Source organism: Blastococcus jejuensis (assembly GCF_039534705.1).
GTDB lineage: Bacteria > Actinomycetota > Actinomycetes > Mycobacteriales > Geodermatophilaceae > Blastococcus_B > Blastococcus_B jejuensis.
In genome coordinates this window covers 70056-85113 of sequence record NZ_BAAAVV010000011.1, presented here as the reverse complement: position 1 = coordinate 85113, position 15058 = coordinate 70056, and the positions used below count along the sequence as shown (strand labels likewise).

Below are 15058 nucleotides of genomic sequence, written 5' to 3'. Positions count from 1 at the left end.
GGGACGGTGACGTGATCCATGTGTAGGCACGGGCCGGTGTGGACATCGAGGGAGTGGGGGACGGGCGACGTGCGTCCCTGCGCGGCAGCACGATGGCGGCCCGCACGCAGTCGGGTCGGACAGGACGAGGAGTGACCTCCGTGGTCGAACCAGGTCGTCGGTGCCTGGGCGACCGCTACGAACTGGACCGTCTGATCGCCGCCGGCGGCATGGGCCAGGTGTGGCGGGCCCAGGACATCGCCCTGCACCGTCCCGTCGCCGTCAAGGTCCTGCGCAGCGAGTACACCGGTGACCCCACGTTCGTCGCGCGCTTCCGCGCCGAGGCCCAGCACGCCGCGGCACTGAGCCACCCCAACATCGCCGCGGTGTTCGACTACGGCGAGGCGACCGCGCAGGACGGCACCGGCGAGACGCTGGCCTACCTGGTCATGGAGCTGGTGGAGGGCGAGCCGCTGTCGGCCCTGCTCGCGCGCCAGGGGCGGCTGGACACCGAGACGACGCTGTCGATCCTTCGCCAGACCGCCTTCGGCCTGGGCGAGGCACACCAGGCCGGGCTGGTCCACCGGGACGTCAAGCCCGGCAACATCCTGGTCCGCCCCGACGGCGGCGTGAAGATCACCGACTTCGGCATCGCGTGGTCGGCGCGCAGCGTCGCGCTGACCCGCACGGGACAGGTCATCGGCACGCCGCAGTACCTCTCGCCGGAGCAGGCCGAGGGCCGGCACGCGACGCCGGCCAGCGACGTCTACGCGCTCGGCCTGATCGGCTACGAGTGCCTCGTCGGCCACCCCGCCTTCGACGGCGACAACGCCATCACGATCGCGCTCAAGCAGGTGCAGCAGGAGCCCGAGCCGCTGCCCGACCACCTGTCCGAGGAGGTGCGCGAGCTGGTCTGCCGGGCGATGGCGAAGGACCCTGCGGCGCGCTTCTCCGACGGCGCGGCGTTCGTGGCAGCCATCGAGGCCGTCCTGGACGGGCGCCCCCTCCCGGCGGCGCCGGCGACCGTGGCGGTCGCCCGGGTCGCCGCGCCCGCGCCGCACCGGTCGGGCGGCCCTGCCCGTTCCCGGCCCACCGGCCCGCGACCGGTCGGGGGGGCGTCGTCGGTCTCCCGACCGCCGGCAGCCCGACGGCGCGGTCGCGTCGCGATGGTGCTGCTGCCCCTGCTCGGCCTGCTCGCCGGAGCGGGCATCGCCGCCGCGCTGTTCCAGTCGCTCGCGGGCCCCGGCCCCAGTTCACCGGCCGAGGCGGCGGAGCTGCAGGAGCAGACGGACACGGTGAGCATCGACGCGAACCGGTACATCGGCCGGGACGTCGACGAGGTCGTCGACGAGCTCGCAGCGCTCGGACTCGCCGTCGAGCGGCGTCAGGTGCCGACCTCCGACGCCGTCCCGAGGACCGTCACCGGTGTCGATCCCGACGGCGTCGTGCGGGTCGGGGGCACCGTCGTCGTGAGCTACGCGGTCGCCCCCGGGAGCGGGCGCGACGCCGGTGACGGCACAGGGGTCACCGGTGAGGGTGCCGACCCCGCGGACGACACCACCCCGGCGAGCGTGCCGACCGGCGACGCGGGCAGCACGAGCGAGGTGACCGAGCCGGCCGGTGGCACCGGCACGCTGCCCGCCACGACGACCGACCCGACCCCGACGACCGACCCGACGACCACCGAGACGCCCACGACGACGACCGAGGCGCCCACGACGACGAGCGAGACGACGACGACCACGGAGTCCGTCGCGGCCGAGTGACCGGGACGGCGAGGCTCAGGCCTTGCGCCGGGGACCGATCCAGACTGCGCCGCTCAGGCAGGCGAGAGCAGCGGTGAGGACGAAACCGCGATCGCTGGCGACGTCCGGCAGCACCACCAGGACCCAGAACACCGACAGGCCGACGAGCCCGCCGGCGGCCAGTCGCCAGACCGCGCTCGAGCGCAGCCGGTTGCCGGCCGGGTAGAAGGCGAGGAACGCGAGCAGGGCCACCACGGCCGCGGCGGTCGCGAAGGCCGACCACAACGTGACCGCCGACCAGTAGGACACCGAGTCGAAGGCCAGCAGCAGGCCCACCTCGAGCACCACCAGCGCGAGCGCGGCCAGGGCCGGTCCGGCGATCGCCGCCAGGTCCCGGGGGCTGCGCGCCTTCTTCGGCGGGGCGGCCGCCGGCTCGTCGGCCTCCAGGCTCTCCGGCCAGCTGGGCGCGGGCACGGTCGGCGGTGCCTCCGGACCGGGTTCGCTCGCGGGGGCCGCAGGCGGCGCGGGGTGCGCCGCAGCCGGCGCCGGCGCCGGCTGCGCCGGGACGGGCGGGGTGCCGAGACCGGGGAGGCCCGGCACGAAGTCGACCGGTCCCGTGGGCTGCGCGGCCTCGACCGGGGCGGCGGCGGCCGGGGTCGAACCCGGCGGCGGCAGCTGCTGCACGGTCGTCGCCGCACGCGCCGGGGCGCTCGGTGGGACGACCGGGATCTCCTGCGTGGACGGCTGACCGGTGCCCGCGGGCGCCCCGGGCGGCTGGTGGTCGGACGACGTGCTCACGGGTCCTCCTCGCGCTCTTCCCCGGGCCCGCGGGCGGGCCTCTTCCGCCCAGCACGGTAACGGCGCCCGGAGGGACGGCGTGGCAGGCGCCCCGGCAGGCCGCCGTCGCTCCGCCTAGGGTCGCCGGCGTGGACGTGCGCGCGGGGATCGTCGTCACGGGCACCGAGGTGCTCACCGGCCGGGTGGCCGACCGCAACGGACCCTGGCTGGCCGAGCAGCTCCGGCTCCTCGGCGTCGACGTCGGGCACGTCGTCGTCGTGGGCGACCGACCCGAGGACCTCCTCGGCGCCCTGCGCTTCCTCGCCGGCACCGGCGTCCCCCTGGTGATCACCACCGGCGGTCTCGGACCGACCGCCGACGACCTCACCGCCGAGATCGTGGGGCGCTACCAGGGGCGGCCGTCCGCGCCGGACCCCGAGCTGGAGCGGCGCATCGCCTCGGTCGTGGCGCGGCTCAGCGCGCGCCGCGGCTGGACGGCCGACCCGGTGGCGACGGCGGCCGGTGTGCGCAAGCAGGCGCTGGTGCCCGCGGGAGCCGTCGTCCTCGAGCCGGTCGGCACCGCGCCCGGCCTCGTCGTCCCCCCGGTCGAGGGGAGGGACGGGCCGACCGTGCTCGTGCTCCCGGGGCCGCCGCCGGAGCTGCGCGGCATGTGGCCCGCCGCGCTCGACGCCGAGCCCGTCCGCCGCGCCCTGGCCGGGCGGCGGGAGCTGCGCCAGCACACCGTCCGGCTCTGGCGCACGCTCGAGGCCCAGCTGGCCGCGACGCTCCGCGAGGTGGAGGACGGCCTCGACGGGCTCGAGATCACCACGTGCATGCGCGAGGGCGAGCTGGAGATCGTCACCCGCTTCGACCCCGGCGCGCAGGCCTCCTACGACCGGCTGCTCGCCGCGCTCACCGAGCGGCACGGGGAGGCGCTGTTCTCCACCGGACCGACCCTCGACGACCTCGTCGGCGACGCGCTGGCCGCCGGGCAGACGATCGCCACCGCCGAGTCGTGCACCGGTGGCCTGCTCGCGGCCCGCCTCACCGCCCGCCCGGGATCCTCGGCGTACGTGCTCGGCGGGGTCGCCGCGTACGCGGACTCGGCGAAGGAGCAGCTGCTGGGCGTGCCCGCGGGTCTGCTGGCCGAGCACGGCGCGGTGAGCCCCCAGGTCGCCGCCGCGCTCGCCGACGGCGCCCGTGACCGCTTCGGCGCGCGGATCGGCGTCGGCATCACCGGGATCGCCGGACCGGGCGGTGGCACGGCGGACAAGCCGGTGGGCACGGTGCACCTGTGCGTGCGCGGTCCGGACGCCGTCCTCGAGCGCTCCCTGCACCTGCCGGGTTCACGGACGGCGGTGCGCGATCGCTCCGTCACGATGGCGATGCACCTGCTGCGCGAGTTGCTCGTCGGTGGTCCTCCGGCCTGACGGGCGGGCGGGCCACGGCCCGCTCAGGGCCTCCTCAGGGCGTGATCGTCACGTTCGTGAACGGCAGCGAGGGCTCTATCCACGGGAAGACGACGAACAGCAGGAGCGCGCTGACCGCCGCCACCAGCGCCAGGGCAGCGAGTGCCTTGGCCGGGGTGTTGCCGGGCAGGTGGCGCCAGATCCAGCCGTACACGTGGGGGTTCCTCCTGGGTCGGTGGTGTCCGAGGGGTGTCGGCGGCGGGTCAGCCGCCGAGCGCCGGCGGTCCCTGCGGGGCAGAGCTCTTGTCCAGCGGTGCGCCGTCCAACCGTGCGTGCACGATCAGCCGCTGCTCTGCCGAGTACTTCGGATGACAGGTGGTCAGGGTCAGGTAGGCGTCGGTTGCCGGGCCGTCCGCGGGACCGCCGGGGGTCGGCGCGATCACGCTGACGTCGGTGGGCCGGACGATCTCCTGACCCGGGATCCCGCTCGCGTCGGCGGTGACGTCGCCCGTGGCCGGGTCACCGAGCACCCGGTACACGAACCACTGGCCGGCGGTCTCGACCACGATCGGGTCGCCCGGCCGCAGCAGGTCCAGGTCGAGGAACGGTGAGCCGCGCCCCACGCGATGGCCGGCGAGCGCGAAGTTGCCCGGCTCCCCCGGCATCGCGGTGTCGAGGTAGTGACCGGGCCCCTGGGCGAGCTGGATCTGGGCGGTCCCCTCGACGACCACCCGCGACCAGTCCTCGCCGAGTCTCGGGATGTGCAGCACGGCGAACGGCTCGCCCAGGCCGACGTCGATCGGCGCCGGTGCCGGTGCGGGCGTGCCGGGCGCGGGCGCGGGCGCGGGCTCGGCCGGCTCGACGGTCGGCGCGTCCGCCCACTGGTCCTGCAGTTCCTCCGCGAGCGCGTCCTGCTCCCGGGAGGCGAGCACGTCGGTCACCCACAGCTCGTAGACCACGAACAGCAGTGCCACGAGGCCGAAGGTGATCAAGGTCTGACCGACGCCGCGGGCAACGGTGCGCACCGGGTCGCGGCGACGACGAACGCGTGCGGGGGTGTCGACGGTCGGGTTCGGCGGGTCGTCGACGTCGACTGCGCTGCTCACCACGGATCCCTGTCGGTTCGGTCTCCTCCGGTGGAGGTCGCCACCGGAGGAGGGCTGTGCGGGAGGGCTGGGTGGAGGCCGTGCCTGCCGGGGGTCTCCCGTCCCCCGGCAGGCACGGCCACTCAGTGGAGCTCGGTCCGCCGCCGGAGCAGGTCCTGGGCGGCGGACCGGCGGATCAGACCGTCTCGGTCTCGCGCCGACGGCCGATGACCGACAGCGCGATCCCGGCGACCAGGGCCAGCAGGCCCAGGGTCAGCGGGAGGGAGACGTCAGAACCGGTGAAGGCGAGCTCGCCGGCCGGCTGGGCGGTGACGGACACCACGGGCGCGGAGACGGGGGCTGCCGGGGTGACCACCGTGACGACGGTCGGGGTGGGCTTGGGCTGCTCCTTGGGGCAGTCCTTGTCCTTGTCGCGGTCCTTGTCCCGGTCCTCGTTGCCCACGGACGGGTTGTTGGAGTCCTTGACGTCACCACTGCCCGCGTTGGCGGTGCTGGTCGCGTCACCGGTGATGATGGTGATCGTGCAGTAGTTGTCGCCCCACACCGTGTGGCACACCAGGTGGCCGAAGTTGAACCCGGTGTTGGCCAGGGAGTTGGCCGTGTTGTAGCCGGTGTTGATGTCCCCGGTCTCGACGTTGTTGTTCGTCAGGTTGTTGGCCGTCACGTTGTTGTTGTTGTGGCTGATCGCCTTGTTGTCTCCATCACCTCCCCCGGTGGCGCTCGTGTTGGAGACGATGGCGCCGGCGGCCGATGCGCCGCCACCGTTCCCGTTGCCGACCTCCGGGTTGTTCGACCACTTGACGTCGCCGCTGCTCACGTTGGCGGCGCTGGTCGCGTCACCGGTGATGATCGTGATCGAGCAGTGGTTGTCGCCGAACACCGTGTAGCAGTACACCTTCGCGACGTTGAAGCCGCTGTTGGCCAGGGAGTTGGCCGTGTTGTAGCCGGTGTTGATGTCGCCGGTGGAGACGTTGTTGTTCGTCTCGTTGTTCGCCGACACGTTGTTGTTGTTGTGGCTGATGGCCTTGGTCGGGTCACCGTCGGAGCCGTTGACGACCGAGGCGTACTCGCCCTCGGGGTACTCGCCGTTCTCGTCGTCGCCGCCGCCGGTGGCGGTGGTGTTCGACTCGATCGAGCCGGAGGCGGTCGCGTCGCCACCGGAGCCGTTGCCGACCTCGGGGTTGTTGGAGCCGACCACGTCACCGCTGGTCGCGTTGGCCGAGCTGGTGGCGTCACCCGTCTCGATCACGACCTCCACCGTGTTGTCCGCGGACGGGTGGCCGTTCTCGCCGCCGTTCTCGGAGGTGGATTCCAGCACCTGCACGCCGCCGGCGCTGGCGTCCACGAAAGCGCCGTTGGCGCCCGTGTTCGCCGCGGAGTTGGCCTCGTTGCCGCCGGTGTTGATGTCGCCGGTGGAGACGTTGTTGTTCGTCTCGTTGTTCGCCGACACGTTGTTGTCGTTGTCGCTCACGGCGACGGCGCCGCCGCCTTCCTCGGTGCTCGAGGTCGTCGACGAGTCGACGGCCCCCTCTGCGGATGTCTCCGCGTTGGCCACGGCAGAGCCGAGGAGCCAGAGGCCCCCGGCCATGCCTGCGATGGCCAATCCGTTTCGCACGGATCGGTTCATGGTGCGATTCCTTAGGGTGTGTGTGCGCCGTCGACCGGGTAGGAGGGGGCGCACTGGTGATGGGTGTGTGACTGGGGCGGCTGCACTGGGTCGTGATGTGCCCCCCGTGGCGCACCGGGACGGGCGCAGGCCGCGCAGCGGCCGCGTCAGTCCGGCCGGGTGGCGGGGTCGTTCGCCGTGAGGGAGGGCGACCCCGCTGCCGGCGCCGCGCGCTCGGCGTCACCGGATGCGAAGAAGAGTTCGAGGGGCGTGCCGAGCACGGCAGCGCCTGGCCCGCCGGAGCCTCGGGGTGCGCCGTACCCGGGCCCGCTGCTGCTGCAGAAGCCCGATCCGCCCACTGCTACCGGCGAACCGGCCGGCGGTGGGGTCGGCGATGAGGGCGCGAGCGGCGTGCTCGCGGCGGTCGGGGCGACGGCGGGGGACGACGCGGTCGCCGGGGCCGCTGTCTGGTCGGGTGCCGTGGTGGCCCGGTAGGCGGGACCGCTCGACGGTCCGGCCGTGCCGGTCGACCGCTCGGCGGCGTCGTCGTCGGTTGCCGCCGGCACGACCGCGCCGACCGGCAGGCAGTCGTCGGCCTCGACCGGCGCCGTGGAGGCAGCGGCCTCGGGGGTGCCGGTGCACGACGGCGACGCGCTGTCCTCGTCCGCCGCGGTGCAGGCGGGGCCGGTCGCGGACTCGGCCATGCCGGTCTCCGTCGCGACGGCCTCGGAGGTGCTCTGCACCCGGACGTCCGAGGCCGTCGACGACTCCGTCGTGACCGTCGACTCGCCGGACGAGGTGACCGACGACGTGGTCGCCGTCGCGGTGGCCGTCACGCCCTGGGCCGGGTCGGTCTCGTCCGCGGGCGCCGAGGTCTCCGTCGTCTCCGCGGCGTCCGGTGCCGCGTCGCCCTCGGCGGTCGCCTTCTCCGCGGAGTCGGGCGAGGTCGTCGCCGGCTCGGCGGCGCCGGAGGTCGCGGTCGCGCTCGCCGAGGCGTCACCCGTGGTGATCGACGTGCTCGCCAGCGTCGTGGTGGTGCCGTCGGCGGGGGCGGCTTCCTGCGGGGCGGCGGCCGGGTCGGACTGGGTTGCCGCCGCTTCGTCGGCGCGTGCCGCGAGATCGGGCCCGACAGCCAGGCACACGTAGGCGCCGGCCCCGAGGAAACAGGCGGCGAGGATTCGACGGAGCCACGCCCGGCCGGCCGCGGACGGCGTGGCGCCGTCCACCATGACCGCGGTCTCCGTCATGGGGCGGACCGTAGGAACCGGTCCGTCTCGTGACCACACCGTGATGCGCGCCGGATGATCAACCCGAAAATGTGCGGCGCGTCACATACGATCCCCCGATCGGGGGATTGCGGAGAGTGAGAGGTACCGGACGGTATCGATCCGCTGCCGCTCCGCAACCCGGTCTCGAAGGCCCGGGATGCGGGGACTTCCCCGGCGAAGCCGGGTGGGGGACACCGCCCCGGCGAGACGTCGTACCGTCCGGGGCATGACCGCCACGCACGAGGTCACCAACCAGGTGCCGCCGCTCGTCGGGCACGACCCCGTCGCCGGCGACGCGGTCCTCGCCGAGGCCTGCCGGCGGCACGCCGACGAGGCGACCCTGGCGTCCCTCGCCGATCTCGGCCGCCTCGCCGGGAGCGCCGAGGCGCAGGACTGGGGACGCGTCGCCAACGAGAACCCGCCGAAGCTGCGCACGCACGACCGGTACGGCCACCGGGTCGACGAGGTCGAGTTCCACCCTTCCTGGCACCAGCTGATGGGCACGGCCGTGGGCCACGGCCTCGCGGGTGCTCCCTGGGTGGACCCGTCACCGCACGCCCACGTGCGCCGCGCCGTCGGCTACCTCGGCTGGACGCAGGTCGAGATGGGGCACGCCTGCCCGACGACCATGACCTACGCCGTCGTCCCCGCCCTGCGCCGCTCCCCGGACCTGGCCGCGCTGTACGAGCCGGGCCTGACCAGCCGGGAGTACTCCTTCGGTCTGGCCGAGCCGACCGGCAAACCCGGGTTGATCGCCGGCATGGGGATGACGGAGAAGCAGGGCGGTTCCGACGTGCGGGCCAACACCACCCGAGCGGTGGCCCGGCCCGACGGCACGTACGCGCTGACCGGCCACAAGTGGTTCACCTCGGCGCCGATGAGCGACCTGTTCCTCGTCCTCGCGCAGCTCGACGAGGGCGTCACGTGCTTCCTGGTGCCCCGTGTCCTGCCCGACGGGACCCGGAACGTCTTCCGGGTCCAGCGGCTGAAGGACAAGCTGGGCGACCGGTCCAACGCGTCCAGCGAGGTCGAGTTCGACGGCACCGCCGGCTGGCTCGTCGGGGAACCCGGCCGCGGCGTGCCCGCGATCATCGAGATGGTCAACATGACCCGGCTGGACACCGTCCTGGGCTCGGCGGCGACGATCCGGGCCGCCCTGACCCAGGCCGTCCACCACGCCGGGCACCGCCGGGCGTTCGGCGCGCTGCTGACCGACCAGCCGCTGATGCAGAACGTGCTCGCCGACCTCGCGGTCGAGAGCGAGGCGGCCACCGCGCTGGCGATCCGGCTCGCCGCCGCCGTTGACGCGGGGGAGTCGGCGTTCCTGCGGCTCGCGGGGGCCGCGGCCAAGTTCTGGGTCTGCAAGCGGACGCCGACGGCGGTCGCCGAGGCCATGGAGGTGCTCGGGGGCAACGGTTACGTCGAGGAGTCCGGGCTCCCCCGGCTGTACCGGCAGGCTCCGCTGAACTCCATCTGGGAGGGCTCGGGCAACGTGATCGCCCTCGACGTCCTGCGGGCCATGGGCCGCTCGTCGGACACGCTGGCCGCCGTGAGCGCCGAGATCGAGCTCGCCCGCGGCACGGACAGCCGCTTCGACGACGCCGTGAAACGGCTGCACGTCGAGCTCGGGGACCCCGATGGCCTCCCCCTGCGGGCCCGCCGCGTCGCCGGCCTGCTGGCCCTCTGCCTGCAGGGGTCGCTGCTCCTGCGCCACGCACCGCATGCCGTCGCGGACGCCTTCTGCGCCACCCGGCTGGGCGGTGACTGGGGGGCCGTCCTCGGCACTCTGCCCGCCGGCGTGCCGACACGCGAGATCGTGGAGCGCTCCAGGGTCGCCCCTGCCTGACCCGACGGCGATGCGTTTACTCTCGGAAGGCGTCGGGCCTCCGGGTACCGACCGCCGGGTCGTCCGACGGGGCGTCGCGCCCGCGGCGAGCGGCGCAGGGGGAACAGAGAGCGGGCACGGTGCAACCAGAGGACCACGACCGGACGACGGCGCGTGCCGATCCGTTGGAGACCGTGCCGGACGGGGTGTACCACCTCGACCGCGCGTGGCGGATCACGTACGTGAACGGCGCGTTCGAGGGGATGCTCGGCCGTGCGGCCGCGGACATGGTCGGCCGGCACTACCTGGAGGCGTTCCCGCTGGCCCGCGGGACGCTCCTCGAGGAGTCGTTCGCGCGGGTCTTCGCCGACGGCCAGCCGCGCGTCTTCGACTACCAGCACCAGCCCTGGGACCACTGGTTCGAGATCCGGGCCTACCCCGACTCCCTCGGGCTGACCGTCTTCGTGCGCGACATCGACGAGCGCATGCGGGCCGACCAGCGCCGCGACGCGGAGATGCGCGAGCTCACCTCGGTGCTCGAGTCGCTGCCGGCCGCCACGGTGATCGTCGGCGCCGACGGCCGCATCCTGTCCACGAACAGGGTATGGACCGCGAACGGCGAGGAACTCCGGCTCGGCGGCGTCGAGCCCGGCGGCGTGGGCGACGACTACCTCGACTCCATGTCGCGGGGCCTCGACGCCGAGGACCACGCCGCGATCGTCTCGGGGCTGCAGCGGCTGCGCGCCGGCACGTGCCCCGACCACGTCTTCGACCACGACTACTCCTCGCGGCTCGGCGAGCACGCCCGATGGTGGCGGCTCCAGGCGTCCCGGGTGGGCGGCGGTGACCGCATCGTCGTCAGCCACTTCGACGTCACCGACCGCGTGCTGAGCGAGCAGGCGCTGGCCTGGCAGGCCGCGCACGACGACCTCACCGGCCTGCCCAACCGCAGCATGCTGCTCACGCTGATCGGCGGTGCCCTCGCCCGGCGACCCGCCGACGGCGGCGGTGTCGCCCTGCTGGTCCTCGACCTCGACGGCTTCAAGATGGTCAACGACTCGCTCGGTCACGAGCTCGGGGACAAGCTGCTCTGCCAGGTGGGCGAGCGGTTGCGCGAGCAGGTGCGCCCGGGCGACACCGTCGCCCGGCTCGGCGGCGACCAGTTCGTCATCCTGGCCGAGGGGTGCGATCTCTCCGAGGCGGCCGCCCTGGCATTTCGGCTGCAGACCACCTTCACGCTGCCCTTCGGAGCCTCCGGGATCACGGTGCCGCTGTCGGCCAGCATCGGGGTCGCCGTGTCGCGTCCCGAGGTGGTCACCTCGCACCACCTGCTCAGCGACGCCGACTCGGCGATGTTCGCGGCCAAGGGCTCCGGCCGCGACCACGTGCACCTGTTCACCCCGTCGCTGCGGGAGGCGGCGCGGTGGCGGCTCGAGGTGGCCAGCCGGCTCCGCGAGGACGCCATCGACCAGCTCGTCGTCCACTACCAGCCCGTCGTCCGCCTCGACACCGGAGCCATCGAGGGCGTCGAGGCGCTCGTCCGCTGGCAGCACCCCGAGCGCGGCTTGCTGCCACCCGACGCGTTCCTCTCCGTCGCCGAGGAGACCGGGCAGGTCATCCCGATCACCCGGTGGCTGCTCCGGGAGACCACCCAGCGGGCCGCCGCGTGGGCGGCCGAGGGCCTGCCCCTGCGGATGAGCGTCAACGTCAGCGCCCGGCACTTCTCGGCCGAGACCCTGGTCCGCGACGTGCGCGTGGCCCTCCGTGAATCGGGTCTGCCCCCCGACCAGCTGGTCCTGGAGCTCACCGAGACCAGCGTGGCCGAGGACCCGACCCGGGCCGAGGACCAGCTGACGGTGCTGCGCAGCTTCGGTGTCCGGGTGGCGATCGACGACTTCGGTACCGGCTGGTCGTCGTTGGCCCAGCTGTTCGCGCTCCCCATCGGCACCTTGAAGATCGACCGCTCGCTGCTCACCGCGGCCGAGCGCGCTGCGGCCGGCGAGACCGGCGCCGTGCTGGCGGCCATCGTGGGTCTGACCCGCACCCTGGGCATCAGCTCGGTGGCCGAGGGCGTCGAGACCCCCGAGCACCTGCGCATGGTCCGGGAGGCGGGGTGCGATCTCGCCCAGGGCTGGCTCCTCGGGCAGCCGATGCCGGCCGAGGCGCTTCCGGGCTGGATCCGCCGGGTGCACGCCGCGGGGGGCGACCTCTGCGCCCAGGTCATGGCCGGCACCCCGGCGGCCACCGGGTCGTGAGCGGCCGGCCGCGCCGGGTCGTCCGCCGGGCGACGGCGCCCGCGGGACCGCCGCGCCGCACGGCGGACCAGCCGGGACGGCAGACTGCTCCCGTGCCCGAGAGTTCCGACGCCGTCACCGGCAGCCTGTCCCCCGTCGATGCCGACGAATCGTCCCCGGCGCCGGCGGGGGTGGTGGCCTCCGACGGCGGTGGGCGACCCGCTCTCGATCTGCTGATCTGGGACGCACCCAACATCGACATGACCCTGTCGACGGTGATCGGCGCACGACCCACGGCGGCGTCCCGGCCGCGGTTCGACGCGATCGCCGCCTGGTTCGTCGAGGGTGCCGGCGATCCGAGCGCCCCGGACGCGCCCGAGGTGGAGGCCTGCGTCTTCGCCAACATCCCGCCCGTCGTCGGCTCGCTGCAGCGCTGGGTGGAGGCGCTGCGGGGGTTCGGCTTCGCCGTCTTCGCCCGGCCCAAGTCGCAGCCCGACGACGACATCGACCAGGCGATGCTCGATCACATCGCCGTCCGCGAGCACAGCCACCGGCTCCGCCGGCTGATCGTCTTCTCCGGCGACGGCCGCAACTTCGCCGAGCCCATGGAGGAGCTCGCCCGCCGCGGGACGCAGGTCGTCGTGGTCGCCTTCAGCGAGGTCGCCGGCTACGCGATCAGCTCCGACCTGCTGGAGTTCATCGACATCGAGGACGTGCCGGGCGCGTTCTCCGTGCCGCTGGACCGCGTCCGGCTGGACGCCCTCCCGCCCGACGGCGCCTGGCTGCGGCCCACGCGGAGCCTGCGCGAGTTCGTCAGCTCCTTCACGGCTCGCCGCAACAGCTGAACGGAACCGGCGTGTTCCGCACGTAGGAGTGCCGGAAAGCACCTCTGACCAGCGAGGATGCGCGGGTCACCCACAAGGGTCGGTGTACCGCACTGCGCTCAGGCCGTGCGGGTGCACTGCCGATGGAGAAGCGTGCCGACAACCGTCCTCGAGCGCCTGGTCGCGGTGCTCCGCCGGGGTGACGTGCTGCCCCCGGCGGTGCCGCCGGTCGGCGCCGACCCGTCCGCGGGCCGCCGCACGGGGGAGGGCGGCGCGCTGTCGACGCGCTCGTCACTGTCGGATCTCGCCGCCGCCGTCCCCGGCCTCCGGGACGAACTCGTCGACCGCGCCCGCACCGCCGGACTGCTGGTCGGCTGGGTCGCGGTGCTCTGCATGCCGGCCTGGACCGTGGTCGACCGCCTGACCGTCCCGGAGCAGGCGACCGCGTTCCTGGTCGTGCGGCTGCTCGGCGAGATCCCGATGCTCCTGGCGATGTTCGCGCTCTGGCGCCTCCCGCTGGGCCGCCGGCGCCCCGAGCTGCTGACGTTCGCCGTCCTCGCGACCGTCCAGGTCGAGATCGCCTGGATGATCGCGCGGACCACGGGTGCGTCCTTCCACCTGCTCGGGTTCACGCTCGCGATCTATGGCAGCGGCTGCATCCTGGTCGCCCGGCCCCGGTGGACGGTCGCGCTGGTCGCGGTGTCCGGCGTCGCGCTGGCGGTCTTCGGGCTGACCGCGCGCGCACCGATGACCACCGCCGACCTCGTCGCCGTCGTGGTGTTCATGGGCACCGCCTCGATCGTCGCCACGCTCGCGCACCTGCGCCGGTACGCGCTCAACAACCGCGAGCTGATCACCCGCATCCGGCTGGAACGGGAGCAGCAGCGGACCGGCGTGCTGCTCGCCCAGCTGGAGCGGCTCAGCCACGAGGACCCGCTCACCGGTCTGGCCAACCGCCGCCGATGGGACGCCGAGCTCACGTCCGTCTGCACGGCGGCGCGCCACGACGGCGGCGTCGTCGGCGTCGTCCTGCTCGACATCGACCACTTCAAGACCGTCAACGACCGCCACGGGCATGCCGGGGGCGACGAGGTCCTGCGGCAGGTCGCGACCCTGCTCCGGGCCCGCGTCCGGTGCGAGGACCTGGTGGCGCGGCTCGGCGGCGACGAGCTCGCGGTGCTGATGCCGGGTGCCGACCTCGACCGCGCGGTGGAGCTCGCCGAGTGGCTGCGGGTCGAGGCCGGCGAGCTGCAGCCCCCGGGGTTCGCGCCCGGTGAGCTCAGCCTGTCGCTCGGCGTCGCCGCCGTCGCCGGCGAGCACGCCTACCCCATGGAGGTCATGTCCCGGGCCGACGAGCAGCTCTACCGGGCGAAGATCACCCGCAACGCCGTCGGTGCGCCGCAGCAGGTGCTCGGCGTGCCGGCCGGTTGATCCGCACTCGTGCTGCGGCGCGCCGGGACGGGCGGCGTGACGACGGTCGTGCGCGACGGATACCGTTCGTTCCCGCGGTGACGGATCCGGGCGCACCGGGTCCAGGCCCATCGAGTCCGGCAGCATCGGGTCCACAGGCATCGCGGTTCAGGATCGGAGAGGGCGAATGACGAGCGTGCCCGGGGTCGACCACCCGGAGGAGCAGACCGAGGCCGAGATCACCGTCGCCGGCCGCGGCATCTCCGTCAGCTCCCGGGTCGAGTTCGTCCAGGGCGACGTCGTCGTGGTCCGTCCGTCGGTCGGTGAGTTCGTCGAGCAGGTCGTCGTCCGCCCCGGCGACCTCGTCGAGGTGTTCTGGAAGATCGCCGACGGCCAGCGGGCCCTGCCCGCCGAGGTGATCGAGGTCGAGACCGGCGCCGTGGTGCGCTGGCGGATGCGGGTCACCGGGCCGGCCGAGCACAGCCAGCGGCGCAAGGCCGTGCGGGGCCGCGTCGTCGTGCCCCTGGAGGCCAAGTACGCCGGTGTCCAGCTCAAGGGCAAGACCGTCGACCTGAGCGAGGCCGGCGTGCGGGTGAACGTCGACGGTTTCGGCATCCCGCCCGAGCAGGGGAACACGCTCGACCTCGTGATCCGGCTCGAGGAGGGTCCGATCACGGCCAAGGCCGAGGTGGTCCGCAACCAGGCCCGGGGCGCGGTGTGGCTCATGTCGATCCGCTTCCTCTCGATCGAGGAGCGCGACCAGGACAAGATCCGCCGCCGGGTGTTCCAGGCGCTGCGCGAGGAGCGGGCCAAGATGGCCGACGACGCCCCACGTGACCTGCGGGGGTAGACCCACCCGCCACGGGGCAGGAGAG

12 protein-coding genes are annotated in these 15058 nt (G+C 73.9%); 7 read left to right on the top strand and 5 right to left on the bottom strand.

Going from position 1 to position 15058, the window contains the following annotated elements; all coding sequences use genetic code 11:
• Positions 1 to 140: 140 nt before the first annotated feature.
• The gene (locus ABD644_RS18605) at positions 141 to 1745 is read left to right on the top strand and encodes a serine/threonine-protein kinase (protein ID WP_344690521.1); all 1605 of its coding nucleotides are present in this window, start codon (positions 141 to 143) and stop codon (positions 1743 to 1745) included.
• Between the two features lie 15 nt (positions 1746 to 1760).
• Here ABD644_RS18605 and ABD644_RS18600 read toward each other — a convergent pair whose 3' ends face one another.
• The gene (locus tag ABD644_RS18600) at positions 1761 to 2522 is read right to left on the bottom strand and encodes a hypothetical protein (protein WP_344690520.1); all 762 of its coding nucleotides are present in this window, start codon (positions 2520 to 2522) and stop codon (positions 1761 to 1763) included.
• Between the two features lie 128 nt (positions 2523 to 2650).
• Between ABD644_RS18600 and ABD644_RS18595 the strand changes: the two genes are divergently transcribed.
• Entirely contained in the window at positions 2651 to 3931 is a 1281-nt protein-coding gene (locus tag ABD644_RS18595; protein ID WP_344690518.1) for a competence/damage-inducible protein A, read from the top strand.
• A gap of 34 nt (positions 3932 to 3965) precedes the next feature.
• On the opposite strand, the gene ABD644_RS18590 is transcribed toward ABD644_RS18595, so the two are convergent.
• The 4 genes from ABD644_RS18590 to ABD644_RS18575 form a co-directional block, all read right to left on the bottom strand.
• A complete protein-coding gene (locus ABD644_RS18590) occupies positions 3966 to 4124 on the bottom strand; it encodes a hypothetical protein (RefSeq protein WP_344690517.1) in 159 nt (52 codons plus the stop codon).
• Between the two features lie 49 nt (positions 4125 to 4173).
• A complete protein-coding gene (locus ABD644_RS18585) occupies positions 4174 to 5016 on the bottom strand; it encodes a class E sortase (RefSeq protein WP_344690515.1) in 843 nt (280 codons plus the stop codon).
• Between the two features lie 175 nt (positions 5017 to 5191).
• Positions 5192 to 6631, bottom strand: a complete 1440-nt coding sequence (locus ABD644_RS18580) for a hypothetical protein (protein ID WP_344690513.1) — start codon at positions 6629 to 6631, stop codon at positions 5192 to 5194.
• Between the two features lie 158 nt (positions 6632 to 6789).
• Positions 6790 to 7869: a hypothetical protein gene (locus ABD644_RS18575; protein WP_344690512.1), complete on the bottom strand. Its 1080-nt coding sequence runs from the start codon at positions 7867 to 7869 to the stop codon at positions 6790 to 6792.
• A 247-nt stretch (positions 7870 to 8116) separates the two neighbouring features.
• Between ABD644_RS18575 and ABD644_RS18570 the strand changes: the two genes are divergently transcribed.
• The 5 genes from ABD644_RS18570 (at position 8117) to ABD644_RS18550 (ending at position 15033) form a co-directional block, all read left to right on the top strand.
• Positions 8117 to 9736: an acyl-CoA dehydrogenase family protein gene (locus ABD644_RS18570; protein ID WP_344690511.1), complete on the top strand. Its 1620-nt coding sequence runs from the start codon at positions 8117 to 8119 to the stop codon at positions 9734 to 9736.
• A gap of 119 nt (positions 9737 to 9855) precedes the next feature.
• The gene (locus tag ABD644_RS18565; RefSeq protein WP_344690510.1) at positions 9856 to 11970 is read left to right on the top strand and encodes a putative bifunctional diguanylate cyclase/phosphodiesterase; all 2115 of its coding nucleotides are present in this window, start codon (positions 9856 to 9858) and stop codon (positions 11968 to 11970) included.
• A 92-nt stretch (positions 11971 to 12062) separates the two neighbouring features.
• Complete coding sequence (locus ABD644_RS18560) at positions 12063 to 12794, top strand: NYN domain-containing protein (protein ID WP_344690509.1); 732 nt, start codon at positions 12063 to 12065, stop codon at positions 12792 to 12794.
• A gap of 132 nt (positions 12795 to 12926) precedes the next feature.
• Positions 12927 to 14204 (top strand): GGDEF domain-containing protein, encoded by a 1278-nt coding sequence (locus ABD644_RS18555; protein WP_344690507.1) that lies wholly within the window; start codon positions 12927 to 12929, stop codon positions 14202 to 14204.
• A 166-nt stretch (positions 14205 to 14370) separates the two neighbouring features.
• Positions 14371 to 15033 (top strand): flagellar brake protein, encoded by a 663-nt coding sequence (locus ABD644_RS18550; protein ID WP_344690506.1) that lies wholly within the window; start codon positions 14371 to 14373, stop codon positions 15031 to 15033.
• Positions 15034 to 15058: the final 25 nt, after the last annotated feature.